The 16,730-nt window shown below is 68.1% G+C and carries 17 protein-coding genes; all 17 read left to right on the plus strand.

The annotated features are described in order from the left end of the window. The first annotated feature begins 163 nt into the window (after window positions 1–163). The 17 genes from J5M67_RS06965 to J5M67_RS07045 all read left to right on the plus strand — a co-directional run bounded on the left by J5M67_RS06965 (window position 164) and on the right by J5M67_RS07045 (window position 16,717). Window positions 164–409 (plus strand): exodeoxyribonuclease VII small subunit, encoded by a 246-nt coding sequence (locus J5M67_RS06965; protein WP_081517239.1) that lies wholly within the window; start codon window positions 164–166, stop codon window positions 407–409. After that, a complete protein-coding gene (gene ispA / locus J5M67_RS06970) occupies window positions 406–1,293 on the plus strand; it encodes a (2E,6E)-farnesyl diphosphate synthase (RefSeq protein ID WP_207884589.1) in 888 nt (295 codons plus the stop codon). Before J5M67_RS06965 ends, ispA begins: the two co-directional genes overlap by 4 nt. Before the next feature lie 135 nt (window positions 1,294–1,428). Next, a complete protein-coding gene (locus J5M67_RS06975) occupies window positions 1,429–2,097 on the plus strand; it encodes a GntR family transcriptional regulator (protein ID WP_207884740.1) in 669 nt (222 codons plus the stop codon). A 113-nt stretch (window positions 2,098–2,210) separates the two neighbouring features. After that, a complete protein-coding gene (locus J5M67_RS06980) occupies window positions 2,211–3,155 on the plus strand; it encodes a 4-hydroxyproline epimerase (protein ID WP_207884590.1) in 945 nt (314 codons plus the stop codon). After that, window positions 3,152–4,264: an NAD(P)/FAD-dependent oxidoreductase gene (locus J5M67_RS06985; protein WP_368735923.1), complete on the plus strand. Its 1,113-nt coding sequence runs from the start codon at window positions 3,152–3,154 to the stop codon at window positions 4,262–4,264. The genes J5M67_RS06980 and J5M67_RS06985 overlap by 4 nt, the downstream gene beginning before the upstream one ends. Then, window positions 4,257–4,493 carry a (2Fe-2S)-binding protein gene (locus J5M67_RS06990; protein WP_207884591.1) on the plus strand — a complete coding sequence of 79 codons (237 nt, stop codon included), beginning with the start codon at window positions 4,257–4,259 and terminating at the stop codon, window positions 4,491–4,493. The genes J5M67_RS06985 and J5M67_RS06990 overlap by 8 nt, the downstream gene beginning before the upstream one ends. Further along, complete coding sequence (locus J5M67_RS06995; RefSeq protein WP_207884592.1) at window positions 4,490–5,737, plus strand: FAD/NAD(P)-binding oxidoreductase; 1,248 nt, start codon at window positions 4,490–4,492, stop codon at window positions 5,735–5,737. The genes J5M67_RS06990 and J5M67_RS06995 overlap by 4 nt, the downstream gene beginning before the upstream one ends. Window positions 5,738–5,849: 112 nt before the next feature. Next, window positions 5,850–6,602 carry an AraC family transcriptional regulator gene (locus tag J5M67_RS07000; protein ID WP_207884593.1) on the plus strand — a complete coding sequence of 251 codons (753 nt, stop codon included), beginning with the start codon at window positions 5,850–5,852 and terminating at the stop codon, window positions 6,600–6,602. A gap of 237 nt (window positions 6,603–6,839) precedes the next feature. Then, window positions 6,840–7,652, plus strand: coding sequence for a transporter substrate-binding domain-containing protein (locus J5M67_RS07005; protein WP_207884594.1), 813 nt, complete (start codon window positions 6,840–6,842; stop codon window positions 7,650–7,652). 22 nt (window positions 7,653–7,674) lie between these two features. Then, the gene (locus tag J5M67_RS07010; RefSeq protein WP_243434549.1) at window positions 7,675–9,441 is read left to right on the plus strand and encodes an aconitase X; all 1,767 of its coding nucleotides are present in this window, start codon (window positions 7,675–7,677) and stop codon (window positions 9,439–9,441) included. Continuing rightward, window positions 9,441–10,106, plus strand: a complete 666-nt coding sequence (locus J5M67_RS07015) for an amino acid ABC transporter permease (RefSeq protein ID WP_207884595.1) — start codon at window positions 9,441–9,443, stop codon at window positions 10,104–10,106. The genes J5M67_RS07010 and J5M67_RS07015 overlap by 1 nt, the downstream gene beginning before the upstream one ends. A gap of 12 nt (window positions 10,107–10,118) precedes the next feature. Next, window positions 10,119–10,769 (plus strand): amino acid ABC transporter permease, encoded by a 651-nt coding sequence (locus J5M67_RS07020; protein ID WP_207884596.1) that lies wholly within the window; start codon window positions 10,119–10,121, stop codon window positions 10,767–10,769. Continuing rightward, window positions 10,762–11,484, plus strand: coding sequence for an amino acid ABC transporter ATP-binding protein (locus J5M67_RS07025; protein ID WP_207884597.1), 723 nt, complete (start codon window positions 10,762–10,764; stop codon window positions 11,482–11,484). The genes J5M67_RS07020 and J5M67_RS07025 overlap by 8 nt, the downstream gene beginning before the upstream one ends. A gap of 36 nt (window positions 11,485–11,520) precedes the next feature. Beyond that, on the plus strand, window positions 11,521–12,552 hold the full coding sequence (locus J5M67_RS07030; RefSeq protein WP_207884598.1) for a proline racemase family protein: 1,032 nt from the start codon (window positions 11,521–11,523) through the stop codon (window positions 12,550–12,552). Window positions 12,553–12,670: 118 nt separating this feature from the next. Then, window positions 12,671–13,588 carry a dihydrodipicolinate synthase family protein gene (locus J5M67_RS07035; protein WP_207884599.1) on the plus strand — a complete coding sequence of 306 codons (918 nt, stop codon included), beginning with the start codon at window positions 12,671–12,673 and terminating at the stop codon, window positions 13,586–13,588. Between the two features lie 155 nt (window positions 13,589–13,743). Then, the gene (gene abaF, locus J5M67_RS07040; protein WP_279381556.1) at window positions 13,744–15,117 is read left to right on the plus strand and encodes a fosfomycin efflux MFS transporter AbaF; all 1,374 of its coding nucleotides are present in this window, start codon (window positions 13,744–13,746) and stop codon (window positions 15,115–15,117) included. Window positions 15,118–15,130: 13 nt separating this feature from the next. After that, window positions 15,131–16,717 (plus strand): aldehyde dehydrogenase (NADP(+)), encoded by a 1,587-nt coding sequence (locus J5M67_RS07045; RefSeq protein ID WP_207884600.1) that lies wholly within the window; start codon window positions 15,131–15,133, stop codon window positions 16,715–16,717. The last annotated feature ends 13 nt before the right edge of the window (window positions 16,718–16,730 follow it).

A 16,730-nucleotide genomic window follows, 5' to 3' on the forward strand; every position in this document is an offset into this window, starting at 1 on the left:
GCGAATTTCTGCGCGAAAAGGGCCGTTTGCTCGCTTGCAGATCCGCCCATCTTGAGTCATCGCAGCAGCCGACCTGGCGCCTACCGCTGCCCCTTGGATTTGCCCGCAAACCCCGTCTCTGCTAGTGTCGCGAGGTTTCCGAATCCCCCGCCGAGATGTCCGCATGGCCCGCAAGAAAGCTTCCCTCGACTTCGAACAGTCCCTCGCCGAGCTGCAAACGCTGGTGGAGCGCCTGGAAAGCGGCGAGCTGTCGCTGGAGGATTCGCTGGGCGCCTTCGAGCAGGGCATTCGCCTGACCCGCGATTGCCAGGCAGCGTTGACCCAGGCGGAGCAGAAGGTACAGATCCTGCTGGAACGCGACGGCGAGCTGAGCGAAGCACCCTTCGATCCGGAAGGCGACGACGCATGATCGCCGCCTACCAGGCGCGCTGCCAGGCGCGTGTCGATGCTGCGCTGGAAACCTTGTTCGTCGCTCCCCGTGAAGAGCTCACCCGCATCTATGCCGCCATGCGCTACAGCGTGGTCAACGGTGGCAAGCGCGTGCGCCCGCTGCTGGCCTACGCCGCCTGCGAGGCTCTGGGTGGCGAGCTGGAACGCGCCGACGGCGCAGCCTGCGCGGTGGAGCTGATCCACGCCTATTCCCTGGTGCACGACGACCTGCCGGCCATGGACGACGACGACCTGCGTCGCGGCCAGCCGACCACCCATATCGCCTTCGACGAAGCCTGCGCGATCCTTGCCGGTGACGGCCTGCAGACGCTGGCCTTTGAGGTGATCGGTAACGCCCAGCTCAACCCGCAGGACGCCCAGACCCGCCTCGACATGCTGCTGATCCTGACCCGCGCCGCCGGCTCCGCCGGAATGGTGGGCGGCCAGGCGATCGACCTCGAATCGGTCGGCCGCAAGATCGACCAGGCCGCGCTGGAAACCATGCACCGGCACAAGACCGGCGCGCTGATCGAGGCCAGCGTACAGCTTGGCGCCCTGGCCAGCGGCCGCGCCGGCGCCGCCGATCTGGAAGCGCTGAGCCGCTACGCCCGGGCCGTCGGCCTGGCCTTCCAGGTGCAGGACGACATCCTCGACGTGGAAAGCGACACCACGACCCTCGGCAAGACCCAGGGCAAGGACCAGGCCAACGACAAGCCCACCTACCCCGCCCTGCTCGGCCTCGATGCCGCCAAGGCCTATGCCCTGACCCTGCGCGACCAGGCGCTGGCCGCGCTGGAAGGCTTCGGCGACTCCGCCGAGCCGCTGCGCGCGCTGGCGCGCTACATCGTCGATCGCCGCAACTGACCCCTGTTACCGGCACGCGCCTTGCGTGTCCATTGCCGTGAAGCGCCCGATCACCGGGCCCTCCCAGTGCTGCGCCCGTTTCGTATACAATATTCGACAACAGCCACCTGATCGGAGCGCATCGTGACGCTACCCCTGCGCAACGCGCCCAACCTGGGCATCGTCCCTTCCGCCTCGGAGATCATCGCCAAGCATCTGCGCGAGGCGATCATTTCCGGTCAGCTGCCGGAAAACGAGCCGATCCGCCAGGACGACATCGCCCAGGTGTTCAACGTCAGCAAGATTCCCGTGCGCGAGGCGCTCAAGCGCCTGGAGGCCGAGGGCCTGGTGGAATTCCAGCGCAACAAGGGCGCGCTGGTGACCAAGATTTCCGAGCCGGAACTGGCGCAGATGTTCGAGGTGCGGGTGATCCTCGAAGCCCAGGCGATCCGCCTGGCGGTGCCGAACATGACGGCGGAGACCTTCGAGCGCGCCGAGCGCATCTGTGCCGAGTTCGTCGGCGAGGATGACGTGGGCCGCTGGGCCGAGCTGAACTGGGAGCTGCACGCCTGCCTTTACGAACCGGCGCAGCGGCCGTACCTGATCGGCCTGATCCGTTCGATCCACGACAAGCTGGAACGCTACCTGCGCATGCAGATGAGCCTGTCCGCCGGCAAGGAGCGCGCAGATCACGAGCACCACGACATCCTCAATGCCTGTCGCGCCGGCGACGGCGAGCTGGCCGCGCGGCTGCTGGAGGAGCACATCAACGGCGTCTGCCGGACCCTCTACGAACACCTGCCGAACCGCCCCTCGCCGAGCTGACCGGCACTTCTCCCTGTGCCGATTTCATCATCGGCACAGGGGAAAATCCTCAAGCCTCCGCCTCCCCCGCCGCGCCACCCTAGGGTCAACGACAAGACACCCCAGGGGGCAGCATGAAACGCATCCAGGTTCTCGATTCCCACACCGGCGGCGAACCCACGCGCCTGGTGCTCGACGGCTTTCCCGATCTGGGCAAGGGCAGCATGGCCGAGCGCCGCGCGCGCCTGGCCAAGGACCACGACGATTGGCGTGCCGCAGCGGTATTGGAACCGCGCGGCAGCGACGTACTGGTCGGCGCGCTGCTCTGCGAGCCGGTGGACCCGAGCGCCTGCGCCGGGGTGATCTTCTTCAACAACACCGGCTACCTGGGCATGTGCGGCCACGGCACCATCGGACTGGTGGTCTCGCTGGCGCACCTGGGGCGCATCGGCCCCGGCACGCACAGGATCGAGACGCCGGTAGGCACCGTCGAGGCGACCCTGCACGACGACCGCTCGGTGAGCGTGCGCAACGTGCCCGCCTACCGCTACCGCAAGCAGGTGCCGGTGGAAGTGCCCGGCCATGGGCGGGTGCACGGCGACATCGCCTGGGGCGGCAACTGGTTCTTCCTGATTTCCGATCACGGCCTGCGTGTGGCCGGCGACAACCTGGAGGCCCTCACCGCCTACACCGTCGCCGTGCAGAAGGCTCTGGAAGACCAGGGCATCCGTGGCGAAGACGGCGGGCTGATCGACCACATCGAACTGTTCGCCGCCGACCCCGAAGCAGACAGCCGCAACTACGTGCTCTGCCCCGGCAAGGCCTACGACCGCTCGCCCTGCGGCACCGGCACCAGCGCCAAGCTGGCGTGCCTGGCGGCCGACGGCAAGCTCGCCGCCGGCGAGCCCTGGCGCCAGGCCAGCGTGATCGGCAGCCAGTTCGAGGGCCGCTTCGAATGGGCCGGCGAGCCATCCGAAGGCCGCATCATCCCGACCATCCGTGGCCGCGCCAACATCAGCGCCGAGGCCACCCTGCTGCTGGAAGAGGACGATCCCTTCGCCTGGGGCATCCGCTCGTGAGCGATGCCGACGTCATCGTCATCGGCGCCGGCATCGTCGGCGCCGCCTGCGCCCATGCCCTCGCCCGTCGCGGACTGGACGTGCTGGTGCTGGACGCGCGCCTGCCCGGCGCCACCGCCGTCGGTATGGGCCACTTGCTGGTACTCGACGACAATGCCGCCGAACTGGCCCTGAGCGACTACTCGTTGCAGCGCTGGCGCGAGTGGGGCCGCGACATGCCCGCCGAGTGCGCCTACCGCAGCAACGGCACGCTGTGGCTGGCGGCCAATGACGAGGAGATGGCCGAAGCCGAGCGCAAGTTCGCGGTGCTGCGCGAGCACGGCGTCGCCGCGAAGCTATTGAACAGCGCCGAGCTGCAGCAGGAAGAACCCGAGCTGCGCAGCGACCTGCACGGCGGGCTGGAGATCACCGGCGACGGCATTCTCTACGCGCCGCGCGCCGCCGCCTGGCTGCTGGAATCGACGCCCAGACCGATTCGCCAGCGCCAGGCGAAAGTGGTGGAAATCGACGAGCCCCGCGTGCGCCTCGATAACGGCCAATGGCTGAGCGCCAGGGCCGTGGTGCTGGCCAACGGCATCCAGGCCGGCGAGCTGTGCCCCGGCCTGCCCATCGAGCCGAAGAAGGGCCATCTGCTGATCACCGACCGCTACCCCGGCAAGGTGCGCCGCACGCTGGTCGAGCTGGGCTACGTGACCAGCGCGCACAACGCCAGCGGCCCGTCGGTGGCCTGCAACATCCAGCCGCGCCCCACCGGTCAGCTGTTCATCGGCGCCTCGCGCCAGTTCGGCACCACCGACCCGCAGGTGGAAGGCTGGATGCTGGCGAAGATGCTGCGCCGCGCCGTGGACTACATGCCTGGCCTGGCGAATCTCAATGTGATTCGCAGCTGGACCGGCTTCCGCGCCGCCAGCCCGGACGGCCTGCCGCTGGTAGGCGAACACCCGCAGCGCCCCGGCCTGTGGCTGGCGGTCGGCCACGAAGGCCTGGGCGTGACCACCGCCCCCGGCACCGCCGACCTGCTTGCCGCGCAGCTGTGTGACGAGCCGCTGCCGCTGGCCGCCGAACCCTACTCCCCGCACCGCTTCCTCGGAGTCACCACCCATGCCTGAGCTGATCCTCGACGGCCGCCCGTTGCGCGTCGTTGCCGGCACCACGGTCGCCGCCGCACTCGCGCAGGGTGGCGACGGCACCACGCGCACCTCGGTCAGCGGCCAGCGCCGTGCTCCGCTGTGCGGCATGGGGATCTGCCAGGAGTGCCGGGTGACCATCGACGGCCAGCGCCGCCTAGCCTGCCAGACCCTGTGCCGCGATGGCATGCAGGTGGAGACGCGCCCATGAGCATGACTGCCGATATCGTCATCATCGGCGCCGGCCCGGCTGGCTTGTCCGCCGCGTTGGCCGCTGCGCCGAGCGGCGCCAGCATCGTCATCCTCGACGACAATCCACTGCCGGGCGGCCAGATTTGGCGCGACGGACCCAATGCCCATTTGCCGCGTGCCGCCACGGAACTGCGCGAGCGCGTCGCCGCCTGCGCCAATATCCGCATTCACAACGGCACCCGCGTCGTCGCGCTCGCTGGCGAACGCGGGCTGCTGCTGGAAGACTTCGAGCGCGGCTGGCGGCTGGACTATCACAAGCTGATCCTCTGCACCGGCGCCCGCGAACTGCTGTTGCCTTTCCCCGGCTGGACGCTGCCCGGCGTGACCGGAGCCGGCGGTTTGCAGGCGCTGATCAAGGGTGGCGTGCCGGTGGACGGTCAGCGCGTGGTGATCGCCGGCAGCGGCCCGTTGCTGCTGGCCAGCGCCGCCACCGCGCGCAGCAACGGCGCGAAGATTCTGCGCATCGCCGAACAGGCGTCCTGGCCGGCGCTCGCGCGTTTCGCCACACAGCTGCCGCGCTGGCCGAACAAGCTGCTGCAGTCCTTCGGTCTGTACGACCGCGCCTACCGCGCCGACAGCCATGTGGTTGCCGCGCTGGGCACGGCTCACCTGGAAGGCGTGCGCCTGAACCAGGGCGGCAAGACGGTGGAAATCGAATGCGACCGGCTGGCCTGCGGCTTTGGCCTGATCCCCAACGTGCAGCTGGGCCAGGCGCTGGGCTGCACCCTCGAGAACGGCGCGATCCGTATCGACGCCTGGCAGGCGACCACCCGTGCCGGTATCTACGCGGCGGGCGAATGCACCGGTTTCGGCGGCTCTGAACTGGCGCTGGTGGAAGGCCGCATCGCCGGCCACGCGGCGGTGGGCGAGCACGAAAGTGCCCGCGATCTGTGGCCGCAGCGCCAGCGCTGGCAACGCTTCGCCGATGCACTGCAGCGCGACTTCGCCCTCGATCCACGCCTGAACCAGTTGGCCGAACCGGACACCCTGGTCTGCCGCTGCGAGGACGTGCCCTACTCGGCGCTGGCCGGCAAACCGGACTGGACCGCCGCCAAGCTCGCCAGCCGCTGTGGCATGGGCGCCTGCCAGGGCCGCGTGTGCGGCGCAGCGGCGAAGCAGCTGTTCGGCTGGCAACCGCCGGCGCCGCGCCCGCCGTTCAGCCCGGCACGCGTCGATACGCTGTTGCAACTCGCCGAAGACTGACGAGCCGCACTCATCCCGTAGGGCGGATAAAGCGTTCCGCTTTATGCGCCCTACCATCTCGTCACTTTGTCCCGTATCTTCAGCCGTGTTCCGTCAGCCAAGCCGCTTCCCGATGCACGACCTGATCCCCCAGGGCGCCCGCGACCTGGACAGCCTGCTGCAGACCCTGCGACAGATCGCCCCGCTGCTCGATGCCATGCCCGGCGTGGTGTTCTTCATCAAGGACACCAGCGCGCGCTACGTACTGGTCAACCAGACCCTGGCGCGGCGTTGCGGTGTGAAGGACGCAAGCGAGTTGCTCGGGCGCACCGCCGAAGACGTCTTCCCTTCGCGCTTCGGGCCGATCTACACCGAGCAGGACCGCCGCGTGCTGGATACCGGCGCGCAGCTCAGCGACCAGCTGGAACTGCACCTCTATCCCGCGCGCCAGCCCGGCTGGTGCCTGACCCACAAGCTGGCGCTGCGCGATGCGGACGGCAAGGTGATCGGCATGGCCGGGATCTCCAGCGACCTGCAGGCGGCGCAATCCACACATCCGGCGTATCAGCGCCTGGCGGCGGTGGATGCGCATATCCGCGAGCACTTCGACAAGCCGATCAACCTCAGCGAGCTCACCGAACTGGCCGGGCTCTCCGTCGCCCAGTTGGAGCGCCACTGCAAGCGTATCTTCCAGCTCACGCCACGGCAGATGATCCACAAGGCCCGCCTCGGCGCGGCCACCCGCCTGCTGGCGGAAGACCTGCCGATCACCGAGATCGCCCTGCGCTGCGGCTACACCGACCACAGCGCCTTCAGCCGCCAGTTCCGCGCCCTCACCGGACTGTCGCCGACCCAGTACCGCGAGTCGCAGACCACAGTGCGCTGATGCGCAGTGCTTCGATTCGGGGCAGCGAAACACTCGCCTGCTTCATTCGGTAACAGCTTTCAGACACATCCCTCAGCCGCCTCTCCCCACCTCCGAACGGCCCGCCCCTCAACGGCGGGGCCTGCGCCCCTCGACTCCCCTTCAGGCGATTTCTGGCACATGCCTTGCTCTAGAAAATATCGTATACGAAATCCCTAATACAAAATCACTGCCCAACACAGACCCAGAGAGGCCCCCATGAAATTCAGTCGAATCGCTGTAGCCCTCACCGCTGTTGCCAGTACCTTCCTTATCAGTCAGGCCCAGGCCGACAAGCTCGACGACATCATCGAATCCGGCAAGCTGCGCTGCGCGGTAACCCTGGACTTCCCGCCCATGGGCTCGCGCGATGCGCAGAACAACCCGGTGGGCTTCGACGTCGACTATTGCAACGACCTGGCGAAAGTCCTCGGCGTGACCGCCGAGGTCGTCGAGACGCCCTTCCCCGACCGTATTCCCGCGCTGGTTTCCGGCCGCGCCGACGTCATCGTCGCCTCCACCTCCGACACCCTGGAGCGTGCCAAGACCGTGGGCATGACCGTGCCCTACTTCGCCTTCCAGATGGTCGTGCTGACCCGCGACGACACCGGCATCAAGAGCTACGACGACATCAAGGGCCGCCCGGTGGGCAACACCAGCGGCACCTACGAAGCCATCGCCCTGGAGAAGGACGTGAAGAAGTGGGGCACCGGCAGCTTCCGCGCCTACCAGACCCAGAACGACACCATCCTCGCCGTTGCCCAGGGCCATATCGACGCCACCGTGGTCACCAACACCGTCGCCGCCTCCACCCTGAAATCCGGCAAGTACAAGGGCCTGAAGGTGGCGGGCAACGCGCCCTACGTCATCGACTACGTGTCGCTGGCCGCCCAGCGCAACGAGTTCGGCCTGATCAACTACCTCAACCTGTTCGTCAACCAGCAGGTGCGCACCGGCCGCTACGCCGAGCTGTACGAGAAGTGGGTTGGCGGCAACCCGGTCGAGCTCACCGTTCCCCACGTGTACTACTGACGGCGGACCGACGATGTCTTCGATGCACACATCAGACGTTGCGGACGTGGCCCTCGCCGGCCGTGTCCTGATGGGCGGCAGCGCCGAGGGGGCGTTGTTGTACGCGGGGACGGGGCTGAGCCTGTGGGGGGGCGTCGATCCCTACACGAGCGAAGTCATCGACCGCCACCACCCGCTCAGCGGCAGCCTGCTGTCCGGCCGGGTGCTGGCGATCCCCAGCGGACGCGGCTCCTGCACCGGCAGCAGCGTCATGCTGGAAATGCTGCTCAACGGCCACGCACCATCGGCCCTGCTGCTGGCCGAGCCGGACGAAATCCTCACCCTCGGCGTACTGGTGGCGCAGGTGCTGTTCGGCCGCGCGATCCCGGTTCTGTGCCTGGGGCGCGAAGGCTTCGAACGGCTTGCCGGCGGCGTCTGGGCGCGCATCGAAGACGGTCGGGTAACACTTCATCCACAACGCCCCGCCGACGCTTGGCGGGGCGTGATGGCCAGCGATGCCGGGCCGCTGCCCGAGGGCCTGGCGCTGGACACCGATGACCGCGCGCTGCTCGACGGCGCGCACGGCAAGGCCGCACAAGCCGCCATGCAGATTCTCCTGCGCATGGCCGCATTGCAGGGCGCCAAGGACCTGCTGGACGTGACCCAGGCACATATCGACGGCTGCATCTATACCGGCCCCGCGAGCCTGCGTTTCGCTCGCCAGCTGGTGGAATGGGGCGCCAAGGTACGCGTGCCGACCACCCTCAATTCGATTTCCGTGGACCATCGCCGCTGGCGCGAGCTGGGGGTCGACAAGGACTTCGGCGAGCCCGCCAGCGCGGTGGGCGACGCCTACATGGCGATGGGCGCGCAGCTCAGCTACACCTGCGCGCCCTACCTGCTGGACACCGCCCCCGGTCTTGGTGACCAGGTGGTCTGGGCCGAGTCCAACGCCGTGGTATACGCCAACAGCGTGCTCGGCGCGCGCACCCTGAAGTACCCGGACTACCTCGACATCTGCATCGCCCTCACCGGCCGCGCGCCGAACGTCGGCAGCCACCGCGACGAAGGCCGGCTGGCCACGCTGCGGGTGGATGTCCAGCTGCCGGCGGCGCACGACGAGTCGATCTATCCGCTGCTCGGTTACCACATCGGTTCGTTGTGCGGCAGCCGCATCCCGGTGGTCGACGGCCTGCAACCGCTGGCCCCGGACAGCGACGCGCTGAAAGCCTTCGGCGCGGCCTTCGCCACCACCTCGGCTGCGCCGATGTTCCATATCGCCGGCGTCACCCCGGAGGCGCCGGACGTGGCCACCGCCTTGGGCGGACAGACGCCGCGCCTGCAGTTGCGCGTCACCCCGGCGGACCTGGTCGCCACCTGGCGCGAGCTGGACCGCGCCAGCGAGCCGACCGTGCAATTGGTATCCCTGGGCAACCCGCACTTCTCCGCCAGCGAATGCGCCAGCCTCGCAGCACTGCTGGCCGGGCGCCGCAAGCACCCGGACGTGGCGCTGGTCATCACCCTCGGCCGCGCCGTGCAGGAGCAGGCGCGGGCGGCGGGCCACGTGCAGGTGTTGCAGGACTTCGGCGCGCTGCTGGTCAACGACACCTGCTGGTGCATGCTCGGCGAGCCGATCATCCCGCCGCACTGCACCACGCTGATCACCAACTCGGCGAAGTACGCGCACTACGGTCCTGGCCTGGCTGGCCGGCAGGTGCACTTCGGCAGCCTGGCCGCTTGCGCCGAAGCGGCCTGCAGCGGCCGTGGCGACGGCGGCGTGCCGGCCTGGCTGGGCGGGGAGGCAGGCTGATGTTCAATTACAGCTTCCACTGGCGCTCGGCCTTCCAGGCCCTGCCGGACATGCTCGGCGGCGCCCTGGTGACCCTGGAAACCGCCGCCCTGTCGATGCTGCTGGGCGTGCTCATCGCCCTGCTGCTGACCGTCATGCGGCAGATGAAGAACCCGTGGCTGAAGGGCTTCGCCGACACCTGGGTATCCATCGCACGCAACACGCCGTCGCTGTTCCAGATCTACATCCTGTACTTCGGCCTGGGCTCCTTCGGCCTGCACGTCAGCTCCTGGGTGGCGCTGCTGGCGGGGATCACCTTCAACAACGCCGGCTACCTCGCGGAGAACTTCCGCGGCGGCCTCAAGGCCGTGCCGGACACCCAGATGCGCGCCGCGCGCTCGCTGGGCATGAGCGCCTTCCAGGCGTACCGGCTGATCGTCATTCCGCAGCTGTTGCGCGTCGTCTTTTATCCGCTGACGAACCAGATGGTCTGGGCGGTGCTGATGACCTCCCTGGGCGTGGTGGTGGGGCTGAACAACGACCTCACCGGCGTGACCCAGGACTTCAACGTGCGCACTTTCCGCACCTTCGAATACTTCGCCCTGGCCGCGGTGCTCTATTACGTCATCGCCAAGGTCATCGTGGCGGCCGCCCGCCTGCTGGGCTGGCGTCTGTTCCGCTACTAAGGGAGGCACGGCATGTTCGAAACGAGCTTCACCGCCAATGACCTGCAGTTCCTCCTTCAGGGGGCCTGGGTCACCGTCAAGCTGACCGTCGCCGCGATGCTCATCGGCACCCTGGCCGGCGTGCTGCTGGGCTGGCTGCGCGCCACCCTGCCCCGCGCCAGCCTGCCGCTGGGCTGGTTCCTCGACCTGTTCCGCAGCGTACCGCTGCTGATCCAGTTCGTGCTGTTCAACTCGCTGAAAAGCATCGCCGGGCTGAACTGGAGCGCCTTCTCCGTTGGCTGCCTGGTGCTGGGCATCTACGCGGCGGCGTACTGCACCGAGATCGTCCGCAGCGGCATCCTCGCCGTGCAGCCTAACCTGCGCCGCGCCAGCCGTTCGCTGGGGCTCTCCTACTGGCAGGACCTGCGCTACATCGTCCTGCCGCTGGCCACCCGCGTGGCCTTCCCCGGCTGGCTGAACCTGGTGCTGGGGGTGATGAAGGACACCGCGCTGGTCATGTGGATCGGCATCGTCGAGTTGCTGCGCGCGTCTCAGACCATCGTCACGCGCATTCAGGAGCCCCTGCTGGTGCTGTGCATCGCCGGGATCATCTATTACCTCATGAGCTGGGTGGTGGCGCGCCTCGGCACCCGTCTGGAAAGAAGGTGGCAGGAAAATGATTGAAATCGACAACGTGCACAAAGCCTACGGCGATCTGGAAGTGGTCAAGGGCGTGAGCCTGAGCGTGAAGAAGGGCGAAGTGGTCTCGATCATCGGCGGCTCGGGTTCGGGCAAGTCCACCCTGCTGATGTGCATCAACGGCCTGGAGCCGATCCAGAAGGGCAGCATCCGCGTCGACGGCACCGAGGTGCATGCCAAGGGCACCGACCTGAACAAGCTGCGGCAGAAGATCGGCATCGTCTTCCAGCAGTGGAACGCCTTCCCGCATCTCACCGTGCTGGAGAACGTGATGCTGGCCCCGCGCAAGGTGCTTGGCCAGAGCAAGGAGGAAGCCGAGGCGATGGCGGTGAAGCAGCTCAGGCACGTGGGCCTGGGCGACAAGCTCAAGGTGTTCCCCAACAAGCTTTCCGGCGGCCAGCAGCAGCGCATGGCGATCGCCCGCGCACTGGCCATGTCGCCGGACTACATGCTGTTCGACGAAGCCACCTCGGCTCTCGACCCGCAACTGGTGGGCGAGGTGCTGGACACCATGCGCCTGCTCGCCGAGGAAGGCATGACCATGGTGCTGGTGACCCACGAGATCCGCTTCGCCCGCGACGTATCCGACCGCGTGGCGTTCTTCCGCAACGGACTGGTCCACGAGATCGGCGCGCCGGAGCAGGTGATCGGCAATCCGCAGCGGGCGGAAACGGCGGAGTTTCTTCGTTCGGTGAACTGACCCCATCCATTGGCCCAATCGCAAAGGGAGAGAGAAATGCGTTCGAGCAAGATCATCCACGTGGTCAGCTGCCACGCCGAAGGCGAGGTCGGCGACGTCATCGTCGGCGGCGTCGCCCCGCCGCCGGGCGACACGGTTTGGGCACAGTCGCGCTGGATCGCCAGCGACAACACGCTGCGCAACTTCGTCCTCAACGAACCGCGCGGCGGCGTGTTCCGCCACGTGAACCTGCTGGTCCCGGCGAAGGACCCGCGCGCACAGATGGCCTGGATCATCATGGAGCCGGCGGACACCCCGCCGATGTCCGGCTCCAACTCGCTGTGCGTGAGCACCGTGCTGCTCGACAGCGGCATCCTGCCGATGCAGGAACCGCAGACCCGCCTGACCCTGGAAGCCCCCGGCGGGCTGATCGAGGCCGTGGCCGACTGCAAGGACGGCAAGGTGCAGCGCGTGGAAGTGCGCAACCTGCCCTCCTTCGCCGACAAGCTCGACGCCTGGATCGAGGTGGAAGGCATCGGCTCGCTGCAAGTCGACACCGCCTACGGTGGCGACAGCTTCGTCATCGCCGACGCCCAGGCCCTGGGCTTCAGCCTGCACGCCTCGGAGGCCGCCGACCTGGTCGCCACCGGGCTGAAGATCACTCATGCGGCGAACCAGCAGCTGGGCTTCAAGCACCCGGAAAACCACGACTGGGCGCACATCTCCTTCTGCCAGCTGGCCGCCCCGGTGGAGCGCATCGACGGCGTGCTGCACGGCCGTAACGCCGTGGTGATCCGCCCCGGCAAGATCGACCGTTCGCCCTGCGGCACCGGCTGCTCGGCGCGCATGGCGGTGCTGCATGCCAAGGGCCAATTGAAGGACGGCGAGCGCTTCGTCGGCCACTCGATCATCGGCTCGCAGTTCCACTGCCGCATCGACGGCCTCACCGACGTCGGCGGCAAGCCCGCCATCCACCCGCGCATTGCCGGGCGTGCCTGGATCACCGGCACCCACCAGCACCTGCTCGACCCGGACGATCCGTGGCCCGAAGGCTACCGGCTCTCCGACACCTGGCCCAACGGCTACTGAACCCAACCCCTTTCGCCGCGTAGCGGCACCCAACGGACCCGCGCAACGGGTCGAACGACGAAATGCAGCGGATATCTCCAGCCCATTTCGTATACGAAATACGCCAATTGGAGGCAACATGAGCAAGAAGGTTAATTGGAGCGGTGTATTCCCTGCGGTCACCACTCAGTTCAACGACGATTTCTCGGTCAACCTGGACGCCACCCACAAGGTGATTTCCAACCTGGTGCGCGACGGCGTGTCCGGGCTGGTGGTGTGCGGCAGCGTGGGCGAGAACACCTCGCTGACCATCGAGGAGAAGATGGCCGTCACCGAAGTCGCCAAGGACGCCTCCGGCGGCCGCGTGCCGGTGATCTGCGGCATCGCCGAGTTCACCAGCCACGGTGCCTCCCAGGTGGCCAAGGCGGTGCAGAAGGTCGGCGTCGACGGCCTCATGGTGATGCCGGCGCTGGTCTACTCCTCCAAGCCCCACGAGACCGCCGCGCACTTCCGCAGCGTAGCCACCGCCACCGACCTGCCGGTGATGGTCTACAACAACCCGCCGATCTACAAGAACGACGTCACCCCGGACATCCTCATCTCCCTGGCCGACTGCGAGAACATCGTCTGCTTCAAGGACAGCTCCGGCGACACCCGCCGCTTCATCGACGTGCGCAATGAAGTGGGCAACCGCTTCATCCTCTTCGCCGGCCTCGACGACGTGGTGCTGGAGAGCATCGCGGTGGGCGCCGAAGGCTGGATCTCGGGCATGTCCAACGTCTTCCCGCAAGAAGGCGAGACCATCTTCCGCCTGTGCAAGGCCGGCCGCTTCGAGGAGGCCATGCCGATCTACGAATGGCTGATGCCGATCCTCCATCTCGATGCCCGTCCGGACCTGGTGCAGTGCATCAAGCTCTGCGAGGAGATCGCCGGCCGCGGCACCGCCCTCACCCGCCCGCCGCGCCTGGCGCTGCAAGGCGCCGACCGCGAGCACGTCGAGCGGATCATGGCCAAGGCCCTGGCCACCCGGCCGAAGCTGCCTGACGTAGGGCTCTGAGTTATTCGAAACAGCCCTCTCCCAGAGGGAGAGGGGACTGTTCGTGCCGGCTGAGCGCCTTGTCCTCGCCGGCATGAACAGCTCCTCCCTCCGACAGAACAGAGGCGCAGACAACCTCCCCTCTTTCCACCGTGGACCAACGGAGCCCCACCGCCATGACCTCCACGACTACCGCCGCATCCCGTGACCTGTCCCGCGAAACCACCCATGCACCCGCCGGCCTGAAGCGCGTGGTCGCCGCCGCCATGGCCGGCACCGTGGCCGAGTGGTACGAATTTTTCCTCTACGGCACCGCTTCGGCGCTGGTCTTCGGCCAGCTGTTCTTCCGCCAGACCGACAGCCCCATCGACGGCATCATCGCCGCGTTCGCCCTCTATGCCGTGGGCTTCCTCGCCCGGCCGCTGGGCGGCCTGGTGTTCGGTCACTACGGCGACAAGCTGGGCCGCAAGCACCTGCTGCAGATCAGCCTGATCGTCGTCGGCATCACCACCTTCCTCATGGGCTGCCTGCCCACCTTCGAGACCATCGGCTACGCCGCGCCGGTCCTGCTGGTGCTGCTGCGGCTGATCCAGGGCTTCGCCTTCGGCGGCGAATGGGGCGGCGCGATCCTGCTCGTCTCCGAGCACAGCCCGGACGACCGCCGGGGCTTCTGGGCCAGTTGGCCGCAGGCCGGGGTGCCGGCCGGCAACCTGGTGGCGACCGTCGCCCTGTTGCTGCTGTCCACCGGACTTTCGGAGCAGCAGTTCCTCGACTGGGGCTGGCGCGTGGCCTTCTGGTTCTCCGCCGTGGTGGTGCTGATCGGCTACTGGATTCGCAGCCGGGTCGATGACGCACCGATCTTCAAGGAAGCCCAGGCGCGCCAGCAGCATGTCCAGCAGGCCCAGCTCGGCGTGGTGGAAGTGGTCACCCGCCACTGGCGGGCGGTGCTGGTCGGCATCGGTGCACGATTTGCCGAGAACATCCTCTACTACACCGTGGTCACCTTCTCGATCACCTACCTCAAGCTGGTGGTGCACAAGGACACCTCGCAGATCCTCCTGCTGATGTTCGGCGCGCACCTGCTGCACTTCTTCATGATCCCGCTGATGGGCTACCTGTCCGACATCGTCGGGCGTAAGCCGGTGTACCTGACCGGCGCTTTGCTCACCGCGCTGTGGGGCTTCGTCGGCTTCCCGATGATGGACACCGGCAACGACTGGCTGATCATGGCCGCCATCGCCCTGGGCCTGGCCATCGAGTCGATGACCTACGCGCCCTACTCGGCGCTGATGGCCGAGCTGTTCCCCACCCACGTGCGCTACACCGCCCTGTCGCTGTGCTACCAGGTGGCGCCGATCTTCGCCGGCTCGCTGGCGCCGCTGATCGCGGTCAGCCTGCTCAAGCAATACAACAGTTCCACCCCGATCGCCTGGTACCTGGTCGGCGCCTCGCTCATCTCCCTGGTCGCCGTCGGCCTGACCCGGGAAACCCGCGGCAAGTCGCTGCGCGAGGTCGACGCCGAAGCCGCCGCCCGCCACACCCAATCCTGATCCGGAGTCCCCGATGACAGCCGAACTCGCCTGCAACTTCATCGCCGGCCGCCGCAGCGGCGCCGGCAGCCTCCACCTGCAAAGCCTCGACGCCACGACTGGCGAAGCCCTGCCCCGCGTCTTCGTCCAGGCCACCCCCGAGGAGGTGGGCGCCGCCGCGCTTGCCGCCGAAGCCGCCTTCCCGATTTACAGCCGCCTGTCCGCCGAGCGCCGCGCCGAATTCCTCGACGCCATCGCCGGGGAGCTGGAGTCGCTGGGCGACGGCTTCGTCGCCACCGTCTGCCGCGAAACCGCCCTGCCCGCCGCGCGCATCCAGGGCGAGCGCAGCCGCACCGCGAACCAGATGCGCCTGTTCGCCAAGGTGTTGCGTCGTGGCGATTTCCTCGGCGCCCGCATCGACCGCGCGCTGCCTCAGCGCCAGCCATTGCCGCGCCCGGACCTGCGCCAGTACCGCAGCGGCATCGGCCCGGTGGCGGTGTTCGGCGCCAGCAACTTCCCCCTGGCCTTCTCCACCGCCGGTGGCGATACCGCCGCCGCGCTCGCGGCCGGCTGTCCCGTGGTGGTGAAGGCCCACAGCGGCCACATGGCGACTGCCGAACTCGTGGGTGAAGCCATCATCCGCGCGGCCGAAGCCACCGGGATGCCGGCCGGGGTATTCAACATGATCTACGGCGGCGGTGTCGGCGAGGCGCTGGTGAAGCACCCGGCGATCCAGGCGGTCGGCTTCACCGGATCGCTGAAGGGCGGCCGTGCCCTGTGCGACCTGGCCGCCGCACGCCCGCAGCCGATCCCGGTGTTCGCCGAGATGAGCAGCATCAACCCGGTGCTGGTCCTGCCGGCCGCCCTGCAAGCGCGCGGCGAGCAAGTCGCCCGCGAGCTGGCCGACTCGGTGGTGCTCGGCTGCGGCCAGTTCTGCACCAACCCCGGCCTGGTCATCGGCATCGCCTCGCCGGCCTTCAGCCTGTTCACCGCCCAGCTGATCGCCGAACTCGGCCAGCGTCCGCCACAGACCATGCTCAACGCCGGCACCCTGAAGAGCTACGTGCAGGGCCTGGCACGCCTGCACGCCCACCCCGGCGTGCGCCACCTCGCCGGGCAGGCGCAGGAGGGCCGGCAGGCACGGCCGCAGCTGTTCCAGGCCGATGCCAGCCTGCTGCTGGAGGGTGACGAGCTGCTGCAGGAGGAAGTCTTCGGCCCGACCACCGTGCTGGTGGAAGTCGCCGACGAGGCCGAACTGCGCCGTGCGCTCGCGGGCCTGCACGGCCAGCTCACCGCGACCCTGATCGCCGAGCCCACCGACCTCGAACACTTCGCCACGCTGGTGCCGCTGCTCGAACGCAAGGCCGGACGCCTGCTGCTCAACGGCTACCCGACCGGCGTGGAAGTCTGCGATGCCATGGTCCACGGCGGCCCCTACCCGGCCACCTCCGATGCCCGCGGCACCTCGGTGGGCAGCCTGGCCATCGACCGCTTCCTGCGCCCGGTGTGCTACCAGAACTACCCCGATGCGCTGTTGCCCGACGCGCTGAAGGACGCCAACCCGCTGGGCATCGCCCGGTTGGTGGATGGCGAGACAACGCGGGAGGCGATTACCCGCTGAGGGTTCGTTGGTG

The sequence above is a fragment of the Pseudomonas sp. 30_B genome (genome assembly GCF_017491605.1).
Taxonomy (GTDB): domain Bacteria; phylum Pseudomonadota; class Gammaproteobacteria; order Pseudomonadales; family Pseudomonadaceae; genus Pseudomonas.

Bases quoted from the DNA above. Each gene is read 5' to 3' on its own strand.
- J5M67_RS06990 (WP_207884591.1), top strand. From the start codon at position 4,257: ATGCCTGAGCTGATCCTCGACGGCCGCCCGTTGCGCGTCGTTGCCGGC.
- J5M67_RS07010 (WP_243434549.1), top strand. From the start codon at position 7,675: ATGCACACATCAGACGTTGCGGACGTGGCCCTCGCCGGCCGTGTCCTG.
- J5M67_RS07035 (WP_207884599.1), top strand. From the start codon at position 12,671: ATGAGCAAGAAGGTTAATTGGAGCGGTGTATTCCCTGCGGTCACCACT.
- J5M67_RS07030 (WP_207884598.1), top strand. From the start codon at position 11,521: ATGCGTTCGAGCAAGATCATCCACGTGGTCAGCTGCCACGCCGAAGGC.
- J5M67_RS07020 (WP_207884596.1), top strand. From the start codon at position 10,119: ATGTTCGAAACGAGCTTCACCGCCAATGACCTGCAGTTCCTCCTTCAG.
- J5M67_RS07015 (WP_207884595.1), top strand. From the start codon at position 9,441: ATGTTCAATTACAGCTTCCACTGGCGCTCGGCCTTCCAGGCCCTGCCG.
- J5M67_RS06965 (WP_081517239.1), top strand. From the start codon at position 164: ATGGCCCGCAAGAAAGCTTCCCTCGACTTCGAACAGTCCCTCGCCGAG.
- J5M67_RS06980 (WP_207884590.1), top strand. From the start codon at position 2,211: ATGAAACGCATCCAGGTTCTCGATTCCCACACCGGCGGCGAACCCACG.
- J5M67_RS07000 (WP_207884593.1), top strand. From the start codon at position 5,850: ATGCACGACCTGATCCCCCAGGGCGCCCGCGACCTGGACAGCCTGCTG.
- J5M67_RS07005 (WP_207884594.1), top strand. From the start codon at position 6,840: ATGAAATTCAGTCGAATCGCTGTAGCCCTCACCGCTGTTGCCAGTACC.
- J5M67_RS07025 (WP_207884597.1), top strand. From the start codon at position 10,762: ATGATTGAAATCGACAACGTGCACAAAGCCTACGGCGATCTGGAAGTG.
- J5M67_RS07045 (WP_207884600.1), top strand. From the start codon at position 15,131: ATGACAGCCGAACTCGCCTGCAACTTCATCGCCGGCCGCCGCAGCGGC.
- J5M67_RS06995 (WP_207884592.1), top strand. From the start codon at position 4,490: ATGAGCATGACTGCCGATATCGTCATCATCGGCGCCGGCCCGGCTGGC.
- abaF (WP_279381556.1), top strand. From the start codon at position 13,744: ATGACCTCCACGACTACCGCCGCATCCCGTGACCTGTCCCGCGAAACC.
- ispA (WP_207884589.1), top strand. From the start codon at position 406: ATGATCGCCGCCTACCAGGCGCGCTGCCAGGCGCGTGTCGATGCTGCG.